This is a genomic window from Rhizobium sp. CRRU65, from assembly GCF_048551595.1.
Classification (GTDB): Bacteria; Pseudomonadota; Alphaproteobacteria; order Rhizobiales; family Rhizobiaceae; genus Rhizobium; species Rhizobium leguminosarum_J.
The window spans coordinates 568,482-586,845 of the sequence record NZ_JBLYZH010000001.1 but is presented as its reverse complement, the minus strand read 5'-3'; the positions used below and the strand labels follow the sequence as shown (position 1 = coordinate 586,845).

Here is an 18,364-nt window from a genome sequence, read left to right as displayed (position 1 = left end):
ACGCAGCAGCAAATCGGTGAGAAGCCGGCCCCTTCGAATATGTAGCATCAGAATTCAATTTAAGAGGAAGGATATCAAAATGGACGTTCGCGCCGCCGTTGCCGTTCAGGCAGGAAAACCGCTCGAAGTGATGACCGTGCAACTGGAAGGGCCGCGGGCCGGCGAAGTGCTGGTGGAGGTCAAGGCGACCGGCATCTGCCACACCGATGATTTCACTTTGTCGGGCGCCGATCCGGAAGGCCTCTTCCCGGCGATCCTCGGCCATGAAGGCGCCGGCATCGTCGTCGATGTCGGTCCAGGCGTCACCTCGGTAAAGAAGGGCGACCATGTCATTCCGCTCTACACGCCGGAATGCCGCGAGTGCTATTCCTGCACCTCGCGCAAGACCAATCTCTGCACCTCGATTCGATCAACCCAGGGCCAGGGCGTGATGCCGGACGGCACCTCGCGCTTCTCGATCGGCAAGGACAAGATCCACCACTATATGGGCTGCTCGACCTTTTCGAACTTCACCGTGCTGCCGGAGATCGCCCTTGCCAAGGTCAATCCCGACGCGCCGTTCGACAAGATCTGCTACATCGGCTGCGGTGTCACCACCGGCATCGGTGCGGTCATCAACACCGCCAAGGTGGAGATGGGCGCCACGGCGATCGTCTTCGGCCTCGGCGGCATTGGCCTCAACGTGCTGCAGGGTCTGCGTCTTGCTGGTGCCGACATGATCATCGGCGTCGATATCAACCCTGACCGCAAAGCCTGGGGCGAAAAGTTCGGCATGACCCACTTCGTCAATCCGAAGGAGGTCGGCGACGACATCGTGCCCTATCTCGTCAACCTGACGAAGCGCCACGGCGATCTGATCGGCGGGGCCGACTACACGTTCGACTGCACCGGCAACACCAAGGTGATGCGCCAGGCGCTGGAAGCCTCGCACCGCGGCTGGGGCAAGTCGATTATCATCGGCGTTGCCGGCGCCGGCCAGGAAATCTCCACCCGTCCGTTCCAGCTGGTCACCGGCCGCAACTGGATGGGCACCGCCTTCGGCGGCGCCCGCGGCCGCACCGATGTGCCGAAGATCGTTGACTGGTACATGCAGGGCAAGATCCAGATCGATCCGATGATCACCCACACCATGCCGCTCGAAGACATCAACAAGGGTTTCGAGCTGATGCACAAGGGCGAAAGCATCCGCGGCGTGGTCGTGTACTGAGCCATGAAGACGATCTCGACCGAAAATTGTCATGGCGGCACCCAGGGCGTTTACGTCAATCGCTCGGATGTCTGCCAATGCGACATGACCTTTGCGGTATTCCTGCCGCCGCAGGCCAAAGCACGCAAGCTGCCGGTTCTATGGTACCTTTCCGGTCTGACCTGCACCCATGCGAACGTCATGGAAAAGGGAGAGTATCGGCGTCTTGCCGCAGAACTCGGCATGATCATCGTCTGCCCCGATACCAGTCCGCGGGGCGATGCCGTCCCGGACGAACCTGGCAATTGGCAGTTCGGCAAGGGTGCCGGCTTCTATCTCGACGCCACCGAGCCGCCATTCGCACAGAACTATCGGATGTACAGCTACGTCGTCGATGAATTGCCCAAGCTTATCGCGGCCGAGTTTCCGGTCGACATGGACCGACAGGGCATCTTCGGTCACTCGATGGGCGGACACGGCGCGATCACGATTGCGCTCAAGAACCCCGGACGCTTCGGCAGTTGCTCGGCTTTTGCGCCGATCAGCCATCCCTCGGTCTCCGGCTGGTCAAAGCCGGCATTCCAGAAATACCTCGGATCGGATGAGACGGCCTGGCGGGCATATGATGCCTGCTCGCTGATCGAAGACGGGCACCGGTTCCCGGAATTCCTCGTCGACCAGGGCACGGCGGATAGCTTCCTGGAGGATGGATTGCGCCCCGAAGAGCTCAGGCAAGCCTGCGAGACGGCTGGCATCAGCCTGCGGCTTCGCATGCAGGAAGGCTACGGCCACTCCTACTTCTTCATTTCGACATTCATGGAAGACCATCTGCGCTGGCACGCGCGGAGATTGGGAGACTGATTGCAGAGCTTGGCCGGGCATATCGCAAACGGCCCAGAAGGGGAGGAGAAACCCATGACCAGCATAGCCATACATCCGGCAGTGGATTCAGGCTTTCGGGCGACTGACGCAGCTTTCGCAGGCGGGACGCTCGTCTGCAAGTGCGCCAGCAACCCCGTGAAGGTCAGGATCAAGAGCGACATCGCCCATAATCACGCCTGCGGCTGCACGAAATGCTGGAAGCCCGAGGGCTTCGTCTTTTCAGTGGTGGCAGTTGCGCCGACCGAAAGCGTCGAAGTTCAAGAGAATGGCGACAAGCTCGCCGTCGTCGATTCCACCGCCTTGATCCAGCGCCACGCCTGCAAGGAATGCGGCGTGCATATGTATGGGCCGGTCGTGCGCGAACATCCGTTCCAGGGATTGTCGTTCGTCCATCCGGAACGCTTTCAGGAAAGCGGCTGGGCGAAACCGGGCTTTGCGGCCTTCGTGTCGTCGATCATCGAAAGCGGCTTCGACCCCGCGAAGATGGATGCCGTCAGGGCGCAGTTGAGGACGTCCGGCCTCGAGCCTTACGATTGCCTAAACCCTGGCCTGATGGACTACATCGCAACCTGGATGGCCAAGAAGAGTGGCGTCCTGGCTGCGTGATTGGCTAAAGCAATTCCCAGCAAAAGTGCGCAGCGGTTTTGCGTCCGGGATTGCGTAAAAACAAAAGAGAGCATTTCCGTGACTTGAGAGAAAGCGGAAATGCTCGGGGAACGCCGAGCCGGCGCTCCCCGACAAAACCACCGCTATCCGGATATCGAGATACTCCGTGATGCCGCGCGCCGGCCTTCCGGCGGCCAGGCTTCCGACGCCTGATGATCAAGGTTGATGCGTATAAAAACCGCATCAACCTCGACTGCACAGAAATCCTCACAGACCTTGCCACCATAATCCGCTTGGGAAACTGCGCGTTGGCCGCCGCCGCGCAACGTCGATCCTGGATAGCGCTTTGAAATGACGCCTGAGGCGCACCCGGGACGCTTTGCTCGGCACTATTGTGTATTTAAGAAATACTAATTGTGTACGCAGAGTACACAATTATTGACTCCCTGCGAGAGGCGTGCCATCTTCACGGCGTAGAGCAACCAGCGGCCGGAGAGCGACGATGGCGAAGACACCGAAGAGCAATCTCTACGAAGATCTGAAACGGCAGATTCTGACGATGGAGCTGGATCCGGATGCCGATCTGGACGAGGCCAGTTTGAGCGAAAAATACGGCCTCTCCCGGACGCCGGTCCGCGACATATTCCGTCGCCTTGCCGGTGAGGGCTATATCGACATCCGCGAGAACAGGGGCGCGCGGGTCATCCCGATGAACCACTCCACCCTGCGAAATTTCTTTCTTGTTGCGCCGATGATCTACGCGGCGATCGGCCGTCTCGCCGTGCAGAACTTCAAGCCTACTCAGCTTTCAGACCTGAAGCAGACCCAGGAGCGGTTCCGCTCCGCCAGCGAGAACATGGACGCTCTGGCGATGGTCCTCGAGAACAATCGCTTTCACGAAATCTTCGGCGAGATGTCGGGCAACGTCTATCTGCAGCCGAGTCTCGGCCGGCTGCTCATCGACCACGCGCGCATCGGCCACACCTTCTTCCGGCCGAGGAACGAGGACATGAAGCGGCGGCTTCAAGTGGCCGTCGGCCATCATGACAGCTTCATCGATGCGCTCGGCGCTCACGACGAAAACGCCGTCGTCGACCTCGTCTTCGAACACTGGGAATTGTCCCGCGAGAACATGGAAATGTTCATCGCCCCGCAAGGCCTCAAGGCGGACGCCTTCCTCGGCGGCCCCGCCACGCAATTATTGGAGAAATCGTCGTGAAGTTTGAGGGGATCTATACGCCGGCGGTGACGCCGCTCGACCAAAATGGTCAGATCGACAGGGCTGGATTTGCCGCCGTGCTCGAATCGCTGATCGAGGCGGGCGTCCACGGCATCATCGTCGGAGGCTCGACGGGCGAGTACTACGCCCAGAGCAGCCAGGAGCGTTTCGAGCTCGCCGCCTATGCGAGGGACGTCATCGGCACGCGGCTGCCGCTCATTATCGGAACCGGCGCCACGCGGACCGAAGATTCGGTCGATTACGCAAAGGCGGCCAAGGAAATCGGCGCGGACGCGATCCTGGTGTCGTCACCGCCATACGCGCTGCCGACCGAACGCGAGAATGCGGTCCACGCCCTGACCGTCGACCGCGCGGCAAACCTGCCGATCATGCTCTACAACTATCCGGCCCGCATGGGCGTGATGATGGGCGAGGAGTATTTCTCCCGCCTCGGCAAGTCGAAGAACGTGATCGCCATCAAGGAAAGCTCCGGCGACATGGGCAATCTGCACCTGCTTGCCCGGAAATTTCCGCATATTGCGCTGTCCTGCGGCTGGGACGACCAGGCGCTCGAATTCTTCGCCTGGGGCGCGAAGAGCTGGGTCTGCGCCGGCTCCAATTTCCTCCCGCGCGAACATGTCGCCCTCTATGAGGCCTGCGTGCTCGAAAAGAATTTCGACAAGGGTCGCGCGATCATGATGGCGATGCTGCCGCTCATGGATTTCCTGGAATGCGGGAAGTTCGTTCAATCGATCAAGCACGGATGCGAATTGATCGGGCTGAATGTCGGATCGGTCCGCGCGCCGCTGCGTCCGCTCAACTCCGAAGAAAAGCGAACCCTTCAGACCGTCGTCGCCACGTTAAAGCGCACGGTCGCCCAGATCACCTCGGGAGCAAATCATGCATGAACCCTTGACCGCCTCCGAATACAAGGCGATCGCGGCCGGCCTTCAGTTTCCAGCGAATGCCTTCATCGACGGCGCATTTCGTCCGGCCAATTCCGGGCAGACATTCACCTCGACGAATCCCGCGACGGGCGAGGTTCTCGCCGAGATCGCCGCATGCGACGCCACCGATGTCGACGCCGCCGTCGCCAAGGCAAAGCAAGCCTTCGACGACGGCCGCTGGCGGCTGCGTTCGCCAGGCGAACGCAAGGCGGTGCTCCTCAAGCTCGCCAGGCTGCTCGAGGACAATCGTCACGAGCTCGCTGTCATGGAGAGCCTCGACAGCGGCAAGCCGGTCGGCGAATGCCAGACGGTCGATGTTCCCGATACCATTCACACGATCCGCTGGCACGCCGAACTGATCGACAAGCTCTATGACAATACCGCGCCTGTCGGCGCCAACGCACTGACGATGATCGTGCGTGAGCCGGTCGGCGTCGTCGGATGCGTGCTTCCGTGGAATTTTCCGCTTTTGATGCTGGCCTGGAAGATCGGCCCGGCGCTTGCTGCCGGCTGCTCGGTGATCGTCAAGCCTGCACAGGAGACGACGCTCACCACGCTGCGCGTCGCCGAGCTTGCCCATGAAGCGGGTATTCCAGCCGGCGTGTTCAATGTCGTGACCGGCGGCGGCAAGGAGGTCGGCGAGCCGATCGGCATGCACATGGATGTCGATATGGTGGCCTTCACCGGATCGACGCCCACCGGCCGCCGCTTCCTGCGCTATGCAGCGGACTCGAACCTCAAGCGCGTCGTGCTCGAATGCGGCGGCAAGAACCCCGCCGTCGTTCTCGACGATGCCGAAGACCTGGACCTCGTTGCCGAGCAGGTCGTCAACGGCGCCTTCTGGAACATGGGCGAGAACTGCTCGGCCACGTCGCGTCTGATCGTTCATTCCAAGGTCAAGGACGAGCTGCTGAAGCGCATCGGCGCCTATATGCGCGAATGGAAGACGGGCGATCCGCTCGACCCTGCAAACCGCATCGGCGCGCTTGTCAGCAAGGCCCATTTCGAGAAGGTGAAATCCTTCCTCGACGACGCCAGGAAGGAGAAGTTGACGGTCACCCACGGTGGCGAAACGCATGGCGGCATCTTTATCGAACCGACAGTGGTCGAGGGTGTGACGCCTGCCAGCCGTCTTTTCCAGGAAGAGATCTTCGGGCCGGTGCTTTCGGTCACCACCTTCAATTCGCTTGCCGAAGCAATCGCTCTTGCCAATGACACGAATTACGGTCTGACGGCGTCCGTCTATACCGGCAGCCTGAGGAACGCCATCAAGCTTGCGCGCGAGATCCGCGCCGGCGTCGTCACCGTCAACTGCTTTGGAGAAGGCGACGCCAGCACGCCGTTTGGCGGCTATAAGGAGTCCGGCTTCGGCGGCCGCGACAAGTCGGTCTTTGCCCATGACAACTACTGCGAACTCAAGACCATCTGGATCGATGTCTCGGAACGCTCGGTCGACGAGACCATCCGATGACCCGCCATGTGATCAAGCGCTTGCCGATCGACACCGGCGTTTCGGGATGGGAGGCGATCAGCGAACGCGCCTTTCCCGCAACAGCGCTTGAGCACGACATGACCGCGGACTGGCTGATCGTCGGCGGGGGGTTTGCCGGCCTGTCGGCGGCGCGCCGCCTTTCGCAATTGCGCCCTGAGGACAAGATCGTCGTCCTCGAGGCTCGCGAAGTCGCCAAGGGACCGGCCGGGAGGAATTCCGGCTTCATGATCGACGTGCCGCACAATCTGTCCTCAGGCGAATATTCGGTGGCCGACGAAGAGGCGACCAAGGACGAGATCAGGCAGAACCGTCTGGCGATTTCCTTCGCAGCCGATGTCGCGGCGGAATACGGCCTGTCCAGGGAAACCTTCGATCCGTCGGGCAAGGTGAATGCGGCCGCCTCCGAGCGGGGGCTTGGGCTTAACGACAACTACAGGAAGTCGCTCGCAAAGATTGGCGAGGAGCATCGCGTTCTCGATGCCGATCAGATGCGGGAGATGACCGGCTCGCGCTATTATCGCGGAGGGCTCTATACGCCAGGCGCCGTGATGATCCAGCCGGCCGACTATATCCGCGGCTTGGCGCGCGGACTTAGCTCAAAGGTCGCCATCCACGAGCACTCGCCTGTGCTGGAGCTTTCGCGCGAGGGCAGGTCCTGGAAGGCGAAATCCGGTCGAGCATCTGTTTCCGCGCCGAAGGTCATTCTCGGCGTGAACGGCCATATTCAAAGCTTCGGCCATTTTCGCGGACGGCTGATGCACATCTTCACCTACGCGTCGATGACATCAGCCTTTTCCCAGAATGAGTTCGGCGGCGATGTCACCGGCGCAGATCGCTGGGCGCTGCTGCCGGCAGACCCGATGGGAGCGACGGTCAGAAAGATCACCACCGATGGTCGTTCGCGAATCGTCATCAGGACGAGGTTCACCTACGACCCGAGCCTCCAGGTGTCGGAGAAGCGGGTCGCCGGCGTGGCGGCCGAGCAGCGCCGGTCATTCGACGCGCGCTTTCCCGGACTGGAAAGCCTGCCGATGGAATATAGCTGGGCGGGTGCTCTCTGCCTCAGCAGAAACCATGTGCCAGCATTCGGCGAGGTCGAAGAGGGGCTTTTTTCCGCCTGCTGCGAGAATGGTCTCGGCACTGTCAAGAGCACGCTCGCAGGGATGATGGCGGCCGATCTGGCTGCCGGCGCGGGTAGCCCCGAACTCGACCGATACAGGAACCAGCCGGAACCGAGCAAATTACCTCCCGAGCCCTTTGCGTGGCTGGGGGTCAATTCGGTTATCCGCTTTCAGGAATTGCGTGCAGGCCGCGAGGGATGATCTCTCGGCCCGCGCAATATGAAGACTGCCCGCTCGCAGACTTCAATGACAATGGGAACGAAAAACAGGAGTAAGAACAATGAAGAGTTTGTGGAAGGCGCTCTGCGCCGCTGCGATGATCGGGGTCAGCATCCTTCCTGCTCGCGCGGAAGAAAAGACGATCACCATGGGCACGATGTCGTGGGAGGACCTGACGCCCATCACCGGTATCACCAAGAAGGTTCTCGAAGACGCCGGCTATACGGTCAAGGTGACCGAGTTCTCCGAATGGGGCATCGCCTATGCCGCTCTCGCCAAGGGTGACATCCAGGTCCTCACCTCGCAGACGGACTATGTTGCGCAAGACTACTGGGACAAGAACAAGAACCGGCTCGAGAAGATCTCACCCGTTTCGCACGGCCTCTATCAGGGCGTCGCGGTTCCTAAATATGTCCCGATCGACTCGCTGGAACAGCTCAACGAAAACGCCGACAAGTTCAGCGGCAAGATCATCGGTATCGAACCGGGCGCCGGCCTGATGCGCGATACTTCGAACGCGGTCAAGGATTATGGCCTCAAGCTCCAGCTCGTCGAGGGCAGCACCGCCGCGATGACGGCGGCGCTGAAGTCCGCCTATGATCGCAAGGAGTGGATTGCGGTGACGATCTGGGAGCCGTCCTGGATGGTCCAGAAGTACGAGGTCAAGTACCTCAAGGATCCGAAGGGCGTATTCCCGCCGCCGCAGAGCTACTACTGGATCGGCCATAAGGGCTTCTCCGCAGAGAACCCGCATGCGCGTGAAGTGATGGCCAGTGTCTACGTGCCGATTGCCGACATCACCGCCATCAACGGCGCAGTCAATGAAGGCAAGACCATGGACCAGGCCGTGCAGGATTGGATCGGCGCGCATGCCGACCTGATCAAGCGCTGGGAAAACATCAAGAAGAGCTAAACGCGTCGTGGCCGTCCGATCCGTCGGGCGGCCACCCTGAAACCTAATGAAGAAGCCAGCGCTGAATGGCTCGATGGGGATCGCTATGAAAACCGTAAATGCCGATATCAATGACGTCCTGATCGACTGCCAATCCCTTTGGAAAGTCTTCGGTGACAAGTCCGCTGCGGCAATGAAGTCGATCAAGGAGCGCGGCCTCGGCAAAAAAGAGGTCCTGAAGGAGTTCAACTGCGTCGTCGGCGTGTCCGACGCGAGCATTGAGGTCCGGCGCGGCGAAATCTTCTGCATCATGGGCTTGTCGGGAAGCGGAAAATCGACACTCATCCGCCTTCTCAACAAGCTGATCACGCCGAGCTCGGGCAAGGTCCTCGTCAAGGGACGCGACCTCGCCGCCCTGTCGCCGGTCGATCTCCGGCAGATGCGCGCCAGGAACATCGGCATGGTGTTTCAAAGCGTCGCTCTGTTGCCGCATCGGACGGTCCTCGAAAATGCGGCCTTCGGCCTCGAGGTTCAGGGAATTGCCAAGCCGGAGCGAAACAAGACCGCCGTTGCAGCGCTCGAGAAGGTCGGCCTCGCCGACTGGGTGAGCCGATATCCGAACGAGCTTTCCGGCGGCATGCAGCAACGCGTCGGGCTGGCCCGCGCGCTTGCTTCCGACCCCGAGATCATCCTGATGGATGAGCCGTTCAGCGCTCTTGATCCACTCATCCGGCGTCAACTTCAGGACGAATTCCGGCAGCTGACGAAAGCCTTGGGCAAATCCGCGGTCTTCATCACCCATGATCTCGACGAGGCGATCCGGATCGGCGATCGCATTGCGATCATGAAGGACGGCGTCATTATCCAGACCGGCACGGCAGAGGAGATCATCCTCAACCCTGCGGATGCCTATGTCGCCGAATTTGTCGCCGGCATATCCCGCCTTCATCTGATCAAGGCGCATTCCGTCATGCGCAGCGTCGCCGAATTCCAGCAGAGCGCGCCGAATTCCGACATCGCGTCGCTGGCGCGCACGACGCCGGACGCCGATATCGACGAACTCATCACATTGACGATGCAGTCGGAGCGCGATGCCATCGCCGTCGTCGACAATGATCAGATCGTCGGCGTGGTGACACCACGCAGCCTGCTGATGGGCGTCAAGGGAACCTCCACCCACGATCTCACGCCGGCGTCCCACAACTGGAGCTGATTGACATGGATAGTTCAGGCTTCACCGATCTTTTTGATGAATGGACGGACGCCGCGCTCGAGTGGGTGAGCGACAATGGCGAATTCCTTTTCGATTCCATCAGGCAGCTTCTCGAAGGGCTCTATGACGGGATCCTCTGGCTCCTGCAGCTTCCGCCTTTCTACCTGGTCGCGCTGATCGTGGCGCTCATCGGCTGGCGGTTGGTCAATGTCTGGTTCGCTCTGCTGAGCGGCGCAGCACTGGCGCTTTGTTTTTCCATGGGGCTCTGGCCAGAGACGATGAGCACGCTGGCGCTGGTATTGACCGCAACCGCACTCGCCCTGGCGATCGGGATCCCAATCGGTATTGCCGCCGGCTTTTTCCCCGCCCTTGATCGATTCATGGAGCCCGGCCTGGATCTGATCCAGACACTTCCGCCATACATCTACCTGCTGCCGGCGATCGCCCTGCTCGGCTACGGACCGGCGACGGCACTGATCGCGACGGTGATCGTCGCCGTACCGCCGGCGATCCGCCTGACCTCTCTCGGTATCCGGATGACGCCCAAGGAGTTCATCGAACTTGGAGAGGCGCTCGGGATGACGCCGGCGAAGATGTTCTTCAAGATCCGCCTTCCCTTTGCGCTGCCGAGCATCATGGCAGGCATAAACCAGAGCCTGATGATGGCCTTCGGCATGGTCGTCATCGCCGGCATCGTCGGCTCCGGCGGGCTTGGCGAGACGATCTATGGCGCGATCAGAACGCTCGACATCGCGACCTCTATCAATGGAGCGATCGCCATCGTGGTACTGACCATGGTGCTTGACCGGATAACCCAGAGCGCAGCTCGCTTGGGAACGGGGAGGAAGTCATGAACCCATCCATCCTGCAGTTTTCGCCCGGCGCTTTCCTGGCGCCGTCAGTCGATTGGCTCAACACCAACCTGCATCCGCTGTTTGCGGCGATCAGCTATCTGATCGAAGCGGTTCTTTCCGGATTCGAGGCGCTCCTCCTGTTCGTGCCGCCCTATGGGCTTATCGCGATCGTCGTCGTCCTGGCATTCGTCGCCGTCGGTCTGCGCGCCGCGATCCTCGCGGGGCTTTGCCTGGGGTTCTGTCTCCTCATGGGACTGTGGACGGCATCGATGCAGACCCTCTCCCTGGTCACTGTCGCGGTTCTGATCTCCGTGCTTATCGCCTTCCCGGTCGGCGTCCTGTGCTCGCGCCACAAGACATTGGAGGCAATGGTTCGCCCGGTTCTCGACGTGATGCAGACCGTGCCGCCGTGGGTCTATCTCATTCCTGCGGTGATGATCTTCAGCCTTGGACGCGTGCCGGCAATCATCGCCACCATCGTTTATGGCATTCCGCCGATGCTCCGCCTGACCACGCTGGCGTTCAACCAGGTGCCGAGAGAATTTGTGGAACTCGGCAGCGCCATCGGCGCGCCTCCCAGTTCGGTGCTCTGGAAGATCGAGATCCCCTTGGCCAGGCAGACGCTCCTGGTCGGGCTCAACCAGTGCATCCTTCTGTCGCTGGCGATGGTGGTGTTGGCCGGGCTCGTCGGTGCCGGCGGTCTCGGCGCCGAGGTGACGCGCGGCCTGACGCGCATGGAGATGGGGCTTGGCCTGCGGGCGGGCCTGGCGATCGTTGCTGTCGCCCTTCTGCTCGACCGGCTGTCCCGCGGCCTGCTCGACCGCGACAGGCCACGGAAGGCAGGATGAGCAAGGACATGAAAAGATGAGAAACAGCTTCTTCTGTATCGATGCGCATACCTGCGGCAATCCCGTCCGCCTCGTCGCTGGAGGCGGTCCGCTGCTTCCGCATGCGCCGATCGGTGAGCGTCGGGAGATTTTTGTCCGGGACCATGACTGGGTGCGCCAGGCGCTGATGTTCGAGCCAAGGGGGCACGACATCATGTCAGGCGCGATCATCTATCCGGCCTATCGGGAGGATTGCGATTTCGCCGTGCTTTTCATCGAGGTGAGCGGCTGTCTGCCGATGTGCGGCGCCGGCACCATCGGCACCGTGACCGCCGCGATCGAGGAGGGGATCGTCAAGCCGCGGGAGCCCGGCCGGGTTGCCATCGAGACGCCTGCAGGAAGGGTCGACGTCACTTATGAGGAGAAGGGCGGATATGTCGAATCCGTTCGTCTCCACAACGTTGCGAGCTATCTTCATGAGGCTGATGTCGACGTCGACGTGCCGGGAATGGGCCGTCTGCGCGTCGACATCTCCTATGGCGGCAACTATTATGCGGTCATCGAACCGCAAGACAATTGGAGCGGGCTCGACGGCATGACCGCATCCGACATCGTCGGTTGCAGCCAGAAGCTCAGGTCAGCACTTGCCGATATCTGCGATCCCATTCATCCCGACGACGCCAGGATCCGCGGCGTGCATCATGCCATCTGGTGTGATCGCCCCGTCAACGACACTTCGGATGGACGTTGCGCGGTCTTCTATGGCGAGAAGGCCATCGATCGCTCGCCGGGCGGCACCGGCACTTCCGCCCGCATGGCCCAGCTCTATGGGAAGGGACGGCTTACCGTCGGGTCGAGATACCGGCATGAAAGCCTGATCGGAACCGTCTTCGAGGGCCGGGTCGAAGCCGAGGCACGCATTGGGCCCTACAGCGGTATTCTTCCAAGCATTGGGGGCTGGGCACGCGTCATCGGGCACAACACCATTTTCGTTGACGACCGTGATCCGCTAGCGCATGGCTTTCAGATCCGATGAGCGCGTTTTCGTCTGAAAAGACGGGCGGTGCGGTAAGAGCGGCGAGGAGATGACTATGCGACCCGAGCAGCATCGACAGGCAGACGACGCCGCGAAGTCGGCTGGCCGGCTCAAGGTCGGCTTCGTTCTTGCGCGATCCTTCACGCTGTCCGCTTTCGCGCTCTTCGTGGACACGCTACGGCTTGCCAGCGACGAGCAGGATCGTTCCGGAAGGGTCCTTGCCGACTGGCAGGTGATCGGCAGCACGCGGCACCTGATCACCGCGAGCTGCGGTGTCCAGGTCGCTCCGACGTCCGATTTCGTCGATCCGTCGAAGTTCAATTACATCGTGGTCGTCGGCGGCCTTCTGACGGTGGAAAACCCTGTCGACCAGGAGACCATCGCTTTCCTAAAGCAGGCCGACGCCAAGAAGGTGCCGCTGATCGGCGTGTGTACGGGTTCGTTCATTCTTGCTGCGGCAGGCCTGATGAAGCGGCACGAATGCTGTGTGAGCTGGCTGCATTACAAGGAGTTTCGGGAGCGGTTTCCCGATCTCAACGTTCGTTCCGACCGGCTCTTCAATCTCGATCGCCAGCGCGGATCCTGCGCAGGCGGCAGCAGTTCGGCCGACATGGCGGCGTTGCTGGTCAGGAAATGTATCAGCCGCGACGCCGAACGAAACGCGCTGGAGGTCCTTCAGATCGACAAGGCCCGGACTTCAGCGGATATACAGCCCCGGCGTCCGCTCTACGACGACTATGACGACGCCCGCGTCAAGGCGGCAATGATTACGATGGAACAGTTCGTCGATGGCAGCATGTCTATACAGAAGCTTGCCGCGACGGTTGGCCTGTCACGGCGCCAACTGGAGAGGATCTTCATCGACAAGACGGGGATGTCTCCCGCCAAGGCCTATAATCGTGTTCGCATGGAGCGGGCAAAATCGATCCTTGCCCAGTCGAAGGCGCCAATGATCGAGATCGCGCTGGATGTCGGCTTTGAAAACGCCTCGCAGTTCACCAGAACCTTCAAGCGCACATTTGGGCAAACGCCGTCGCAGCATCGCGCAGCCGCTTCGAGAGCGCACTAGAACAGGATGATTTTAGGCCGGGTCGGCCTAAAATCATCCTGTTCTACATTAAATAGTTAGAGCATGATGTCGTCCGAAAACCGCTCATACTTTTCGGCATCATGCTCTAGGCCTATTCAGATCTCTTCCCACGGAAATGTGTCCAGCCGCTCCGCTCCCCTTGCCGTGATCAGAGCCTGAGTTTCCAGCTTGATGCTCTCGGATCCGGCTTCGGCAATCAGGCTTTCGACGTTAAGCACCATGCCCTCCTCGATGATGCCGCTGAAATCCGGGTCGAAATCCGGATGCAGAAGGATCCCCGGCCATTCGTCCGCCATTCCGGTTCCGTGCAGAGCAAGCGTGTATCGATAAGGCTGGTATTTCTCCGGAATCCGCCACGACAGCGCGTTGAACTCCGCAAAGGTCATGCCGGGTTTCAGGATTGCGAGATTGTGCTCGATCTGATCCCTGGCAGCGGCGTAGAGTTCCTTCTGCCTGGCGTTCATCGCGACGTGTCCCGCTGTCCACGATCGCGAGAGATCGGCGCAATAGCCGTATGGTCCGATCATATCGGTGTCGAAGGATATCATCTCCCCGCGTTTGACCACGTAGTCCGAACATTCCTGATACCAGGGGTTTGTTCTCGGGCCCGCGGTCAAGAGCTTGGTCTCGAGCCACTCGCCGCCACTGCGCGCGTTTTCGAAGTGAAGCTCGGCCCAGATCTCTCTTTCGGTGCGGCCGGGCTCGGACACCTCGTACATCCGCGCCATGCCCGCTTCGCAGACACGGATCGTCCATCTCATCAGCTCGATTTCCTCAGTGCTCTTGATGGATCGCGCCCGCTCGGCCAGTTCCTGACCGTCTAAGAGCGTGAAGCCGCGTTCCCGCAATTCGAACGCCCCGGCGGGTTCGAGCCTGTCCACGGCCACGCGCTTGTTGCCGCCATTGCGGCTCACGAGGTCCGCGACCTCGTCCGTCCAGGCTTTCAGGCGGGGTTCTATAAGGTTGCCTGATGTGAAGAATATCCAGGATTTCGCCGGCCGGATCTCGTCGATGCCGGGAAGCCCGACATTGACGTGTTCGGCGCCTTCGAATTCGAAAAGTATCGCCGGACCATCGGCCAGGATCAGAGCGTAGCGCGAGGCGTTGTGCATCGTCCAGATGCTCATATTCGATGAATCGAAGGCATATCGGATGTTGACGGGATCGTAGAGAAGCAGGGCGCCGCAATCCCATTCGCGCATCTTCGTGCGCAGGCGTCCCAGACGATAGCGGCGAGCCCGATCGAGTGTCGTGGCCGGCAAAGGACTGATAAGAGGCCGATCCGCTCCCTCAGGATTGAGATATGCCTGCTTTCGCTCATCCTTGAAGACTGCCGGGCCGGCCAACTCGGCGGAATCGCTTTCCTCTCGCAACATTTCAGTGAGCCCCTGTTGTCGGTGAATGACGCGGCGTACCGGGCGCTCAGCGCTCAGCGCTCAGCGCTCGATGACGAGATCGCTGAGCGGCTTGGAGCAGCAGGGCAAAAAGAAGCCGGCGTCGATTTCCCTCTGACGAATTCCGCCATTGTGGTTCATGTCGACCGTGCCTGACGTAAGCTTCGACTTGCAGGTGCCGCAGACGCCATTCGCACAGGACGACGGGATCCTGACGCCTGACTTCTTGGCACAAGAGAGCACGCTCTGGTCGCCTGTTACCTCGATGCTGCGGGCCTGTTTCGAGAAGGTGACCTGAAAGACCCTCGCAGCTGCCTCCTGAACCGCGGGGATCTCGGCTTCGTCGATGACCGCCGCGTCGAAGCTTTCCTCCAGGTAGTTTGAGGCGGCGACGCCGAGCTCGGCGGCAATGCCGCGCGCGGCGGCCATGAACGGGGCGGGGCCGCAGCACATCACGGTTCGCTCGGCGATATCGGGAACTGCCAACCGCATATAATCTTTCGAAATGCGACCGGTCAGACCGGGCCAGGACGGCTCGCCGGCCACGGTCTCCGGGAGGAAATGGAGGCGAAGGCCTTTCAGCCTGCGGGCGATGCAGGCGAGTTCGTCACGAAAGATCAGATCCTGTGGCGTCCGGCCGGCGTGCATGAAGACGACGTCGGCGGGTTCGCAACTGTCGGCGATCTCCCGCAGAATGGACATGACGGGGGTAATGCCGGAGCCGCCGGACAAAAGCAGAAGCTTGCGTCCCGACGTCTCGGGCCTGACAAAGTGGCCGAGCGGCCCGTTCGCCTTGACGGTCGCGCCGGGAACCAGGGTGTCATGAAGCCAGTTGGAGATCTTTCCGCCGGGAACGCGCTTCACCGTCACGGAGAAGGCGTTTGTCCGATGCGGCGAGGAGGAGATGCTGTAGCACCTGTTTTCAGCGTCTCCACTATGTTCCAGGTCGAACAGAAAATACTGCCCGGCCTTGAACGCGAACCGCTTGCCTTCGCGCGATGCGAAGGTGAATGTCTTGACGTCGTGGGTTTCCTGCTGGACGTCGAGGCAGATGAGCGCGTCGTCTTCTTCCGGGTTCCAGACGTCGTGAAGGGCGGCCCTGCCTACGGGCATCTGCGGGCTCCTAGTATCCATGGGCGCGCATCCGATCGATGTACCAGCTGGCGAACTTGTCGAGGTTCGTCTCGGAAAAGCGGGAGTAGGGGCCAGGCTGATAGGCCGGGTCGAGAGTGCCTGCATGGGAGCGCGCGACGAGATCGGCGTCCTGGTCCGTCGTCGCGACCCAGACATCCGTCAGCTTGTCGAGATCGTAGTCCACGCCTTCGACGGCGTCCTTGTGGACCAGCCACTTGGTTCTCACAAGCGTCTTGCCCGCCGAGAGCGGGATGACGGTTGCCACCACGGCATGGTCGCCCATGAAGTGGTTCCAGCTGTTGTGGCCCCAAAGATGCGTGTCGCCGAGATCCTTGCGGGTCATATGCCCAAGAAGCTTGGAGGACGCGGCGGTGGCGTCGTGGGTCTGGGATTCGCCGGCGCCTGCGATGATCAGCCGCTGGGTGCGGAAGTTGGTGGCGCAGTCGGCGAGCTGCTCGACGGCCGCCGAGGGAAAGCCGTCGGACTCCCACGCGTTTGTGCGCTCTTCATACAGCCTGAAATGCTCCTCGGCCTGTTCGCGATCCTCCGGGCTCAGCGTCTCGGGGTCGAAGCCGAAGTCGAGATCGACGAAGGAGACGCAAAGCTCCGGATGGTTCGCGGAGCAATGGTAGCATTCGCGATTGTTTTCCATCGTCAGCTTCCAGTTGCCATCCTCGATGACATCCGTTTGGAAGGCAACCTTTGCGTTCCGGATGTCGTAGGGGGCGAGGCGCTCGGTCATGGCCTGTTCGAGGAGAGCAATGTCCTCGGGCGGATTGTCGGAGAGACAGACATAAATCAGCCCGCCGATCGACTTGAAAGTGACGGGCTTGAGGCTCCGACACTCCTTGTCGAAGTCCTTGCCCATGTGAGGCGCGTAGCTGAGCTCACCCGTCAGTTCGTATGTCCAGGTGTGATAGGGACAGACGAGCTTCGAGACGATCGACTTGCCCGGATCGAGAAGGCGGGAGCCGCGATGGCGACAGACATTGTGCAGGACGCGAATTTCTCCGTCGTCGTCACGCAGAAGGATCAGGCTCGTCTTGCCGATATCGATCACCGTGGCGTCACCGGGTTCGGGGACATCGCAGTCGAGACCGACACAGATCCAGTGATTGTGGAAGAAGACGTCGATGTCTGCTTCAAACACGTCTTCTCTGACGTAAAGGCCGGCCGGCAGGGAGTGACCGTTGGCACGAGCGTCGAGAAGGGCAGAAATGGACGATGGGAGCTTGTTTAGCATCAGAACCTCTTATGCGAGAGTTTCCCCAGATTGCCCTTGCAGTCCCGATGTTTCAACGGCATAAAAAATTAGGTTCGCATAAGTTTTTATCATGCGATGAAGGGTTCTGTGATGCACTTTAGAAGACGGATCCCGTCGCTGACGGCACTGGTGACCCTGGAGGCGGTGCTCAGAAAGAAGAGCTTCACCACGGCCGCGACCGAATTGGGTGTCACCCAGGCGGCGGTCAGCAGGCAGATTGCATTGCTGGAGGAGGAATTCGGCCAGCCCCTATTCGTGCGCAAGCATCGAGCGATCGAGCCGACGGCGGCATGCATCAACCTCGGAGCCACTCTGGCCAAGAGCTTTGCCGATATTGCCGAGGGCGTGGAAGCGCTCCAGTCGCGCAGCCAGGACGTGTTGACCATAGGGGCGACCGTTGCATTCTCTTCTTTTTGGCTGCTGCCGCGGCTGGCCGAGTTTCGCCGTGCGAACCCAGGCATCCTGGTGCGGGTGATATCCCAGGACAGCCCGATCGCTCTCGATGACGGAGAAGTCGACGTGGCAATTCGATATGGTGTGCCTCCCTTCAGCGATAGCACCGTCATCGCCTCGCATGGCGACGTCATCTGCCCCGTCTGCTCTCCCGACCATCTCAAGCGTCGCGGAAATGGTCCACTCGGCTCCGCCGACGAATTCATCGAAACGGACGTTCTCGATCGTTCCTGGTATAGCTGGGCGCAGTGGTTTTCGCTCACCGGCGCCAACCTCGAGATAAAGCCGTCGCTTCGGTTCAACCACTATACCGAAACCATCGCAGCCGCGCGCGCAGGCCAAGGGATTGCCTTGGGATGGCGCATGCTGGTGGGGACCTTTCTGGAGGATGGAACCCTGGTGCAGGTCGACGGCGGCGAGCTTGCGGCGGAAGATCGCTACAACGTGATCGTGCCCGTCAAAGCCAAGCGAAGCAACGCACGCGACCTTGCCGCCGCCTGGCTGACTGCATCACTGCACGGGTGATCAAGCCATT

At 60.8% G+C, this 18,364-nt stretch carries 17 protein-coding genes; 14 read left to right on the top strand and 3 right to left on the bottom strand.

The annotated features are described in order from the left end of the window. Positions 1-79 precede the first annotated feature (79 nt). From ACM5SV_RS02785 to ACM5SV_RS02725, 13 genes are all read left to right on the top strand, one after another. The gene (locus tag ACM5SV_RS02785) at positions 80-1,207 is read left to right on the top strand and encodes an S-(hydroxymethyl)glutathione dehydrogenase/class III alcohol dehydrogenase (RefSeq protein ID WP_017995993.1); all 1,128 of its coding nucleotides are present in this window, start codon (positions 80-82) and stop codon (positions 1,205-1,207) included. A gap of 3 nt (positions 1,208-1,210) precedes the next feature. Then, positions 1,211-2,047, top strand: a complete 837-nt coding sequence (gene fghA / locus ACM5SV_RS02780; RefSeq protein WP_017995992.1) for an S-formylglutathione hydrolase — start codon at positions 1,211-1,213, stop codon at positions 2,045-2,047. 54 nt (positions 2,048-2,101) lie between these two features. Continuing rightward, the gene (gene gfa / locus ACM5SV_RS02775; protein WP_065283259.1) at positions 2,102-2,674 is read left to right on the top strand and encodes an S-(hydroxymethyl)glutathione synthase; all 573 of its coding nucleotides are present in this window, start codon (positions 2,102-2,104) and stop codon (positions 2,672-2,674) included. Between the two features lie 502 nt (positions 2,675-3,176). After that, positions 3,177-3,893, top strand: a complete 717-nt coding sequence (locus ACM5SV_RS02770) for a GntR family transcriptional regulator (protein ID WP_017995991.1) — start codon at positions 3,177-3,179, stop codon at positions 3,891-3,893. Beyond that, positions 3,890-4,801 carry a dihydrodipicolinate synthase family protein gene (locus ACM5SV_RS02765; RefSeq protein ID WP_128450151.1) on the top strand — a complete coding sequence of 304 codons (912 nt, stop codon included), beginning with the start codon at positions 3,890-3,892 and terminating at the stop codon, positions 4,799-4,801. The genes ACM5SV_RS02770 and ACM5SV_RS02765 overlap by 4 nt, the downstream gene beginning before the upstream one ends. Then, complete coding sequence (locus ACM5SV_RS02760; protein WP_419425006.1) at positions 4,794-6,311, top strand: aldehyde dehydrogenase; 1,518 nt, start codon at positions 4,794-4,796, stop codon at positions 6,309-6,311. Before ACM5SV_RS02765 ends, ACM5SV_RS02760 begins: the two co-directional genes overlap by 8 nt. After that, complete coding sequence (locus ACM5SV_RS02755) at positions 6,308-7,654, top strand: NAD(P)/FAD-dependent oxidoreductase (protein WP_419425005.1); 1,347 nt, start codon at positions 6,308-6,310, stop codon at positions 7,652-7,654. Before ACM5SV_RS02760 ends, ACM5SV_RS02755 begins: the two co-directional genes overlap by 4 nt. 79 nt (positions 7,655-7,733) lie before the next feature. Then, entirely contained in the window at positions 7,734-8,585 is an 852-nt protein-coding gene (locus tag ACM5SV_RS02750) for a glycine betaine ABC transporter substrate-binding protein (RefSeq protein ID WP_419425004.1), read from the top strand. 85 nt (positions 8,586-8,670) lie between these two features. Next, on the top strand, positions 8,671-9,777 hold the full coding sequence (locus ACM5SV_RS02745; protein ID WP_419425003.1) for a quaternary amine ABC transporter ATP-binding protein: 1,107 nt from the start codon (positions 8,671-8,673) through the stop codon (positions 9,775-9,777). Between the two features lie 5 nt (positions 9,778-9,782). Then, positions 9,783-10,631, top strand: coding sequence for an ABC transporter permease (locus ACM5SV_RS02740; protein ID WP_017995985.1), 849 nt, complete (start codon positions 9,783-9,785; stop codon positions 10,629-10,631). Continuing rightward, on the top strand, positions 10,628-11,479 hold the full coding sequence (locus tag ACM5SV_RS02735; protein WP_003562204.1) for an ABC transporter permease: 852 nt from the start codon (positions 10,628-10,630) through the stop codon (positions 11,477-11,479). The genes ACM5SV_RS02740 and ACM5SV_RS02735 overlap by 4 nt, the downstream gene beginning before the upstream one ends. A 16-nt stretch (positions 11,480-11,495) precedes the next feature. Continuing rightward, positions 11,496-12,494, top strand: a complete 999-nt coding sequence (locus ACM5SV_RS02730) for a 4-hydroxyproline epimerase (protein ID WP_128439865.1) — start codon at positions 11,496-11,498, stop codon at positions 12,492-12,494. 55 nt (positions 12,495-12,549) lie between these two features. Continuing rightward, positions 12,550-13,563 (top strand): GlxA family transcriptional regulator, encoded by a 1,014-nt coding sequence (locus ACM5SV_RS02725; RefSeq protein ID WP_419425002.1) that lies wholly within the window; start codon positions 12,550-12,552, stop codon positions 13,561-13,563. A 116-nt stretch (positions 13,564-13,679) separates the two neighbouring features. On the opposite strand, the gene ACM5SV_RS02720 is transcribed toward ACM5SV_RS02725, so the two are convergent. From ACM5SV_RS02720 to ACM5SV_RS02710, 3 genes are read right to left on the bottom strand one after another with little or no spacing between them, the layout of a single operon-like run. Beyond that, positions 13,680-14,960, bottom strand: a complete 1,281-nt coding sequence (locus tag ACM5SV_RS02720; RefSeq protein ID WP_222017338.1) for a M24 family metallopeptidase — start codon at positions 14,958-14,960, stop codon at positions 13,680-13,682. Positions 14,961-15,020: 60 nt separating this feature from the next. Continuing rightward, positions 15,021-16,091 (bottom strand): FAD-binding oxidoreductase, encoded by a 1,071-nt coding sequence (locus ACM5SV_RS02715; RefSeq protein ID WP_221995450.1) that lies wholly within the window; start codon positions 16,089-16,091, stop codon positions 15,021-15,023. 10 nt (positions 16,092-16,101) lie between these two features. Next, on the bottom strand, positions 16,102-17,355 hold the full coding sequence (locus ACM5SV_RS02710; protein WP_003562199.1) for an aromatic ring-hydroxylating oxygenase subunit alpha: 1,254 nt from the start codon (positions 17,353-17,355) through the stop codon (positions 16,102-16,104). A gap of 111 nt (positions 17,356-17,466) precedes the next feature. Here ACM5SV_RS02710 and ACM5SV_RS02705 point away from each other — a divergent pair, with 111 nt between their 5' ends. Continuing rightward, positions 17,467-18,354 (top strand): LysR substrate-binding domain-containing protein, encoded by an 888-nt coding sequence (locus tag ACM5SV_RS02705; protein WP_222017332.1) that lies wholly within the window; start codon positions 17,467-17,469, stop codon positions 18,352-18,354. Positions 18,355-18,364 lie beyond the last annotated feature (10 nt).